The following is a 648-nucleotide window of genomic DNA, read 5'->3' as shown; positions in this document are numbered from 1 at the left end:
GGGCGCGCCCGGTGGCGGGGCAGGTGGGCGGAGTTCGATATAGCGCGAAACCCATGCTGAAATGACGTCAGCGGCATATTCGGCGTCTTTGGCCAGCGTGATCAGGTGATCGGCATCGTCGAGTGTCACGAAGCTCTTGGGGTGTTTGGCGGCCAAAAAGAGCGTGCTGGCGTTGTCGATGCTCACCGTTTCATCCCGCGGCGCGTGCAAGATCAAAAGTGCGGCCTTGAGGTCGGCAACCGAGGGGGTCAGCGCAGCCTCCGAAATATCATCGACAAAGGCCTTGCCGATGCGGAAGGGGCGACCGCCCAGAGACACCTCGGCGCTGCCTTCTTGTTCGATCTCGGGCAGAGCCTGTTCGAAATGGTGCGAGACGTGTCCCGGATCGGCTGGTGCCCCAAGCGTTACCACCGCCTTGACCGAAGGAATGCCCGCCCGCGCGCGCAGAACCGCAGCGCCACCCAGCGAATGCCCGATCAGCAATGTAGGGGCCATGTCTCGGCCCGCAAGGTAGTGCGCCGCCGCGATCAGGTCTTCGACATTGGAGGTGAAGGTTGTGTTTGCGAACTCGCCCTCGGAATGGCCCAGTCCCGTGAAATCAAAACGCAAAACGGCAATGCCCATTGCCGCCAAACGGGCCGAAATCCG

Annotated in this window: 1 protein-coding gene; it reads right to left on the bottom strand. The window is 62.2% G+C overall.

Features of this window, described 5'->3' with window-relative positions; all coding sequences use genetic code 11:
• Positions 1–648, bottom strand: a 648-nt coding sequence (locus ACR0E6_RS22485; RefSeq protein WP_480587560.1) for an alpha/beta hydrolase, incomplete at both ends; no start/stop codon positions are given.

It is taken from the genome of Ruegeria sp. AP12, assembly GCF_056540025.1.
This window is presented reverse-complemented; position numbering and strand designations above follow the sequence as displayed.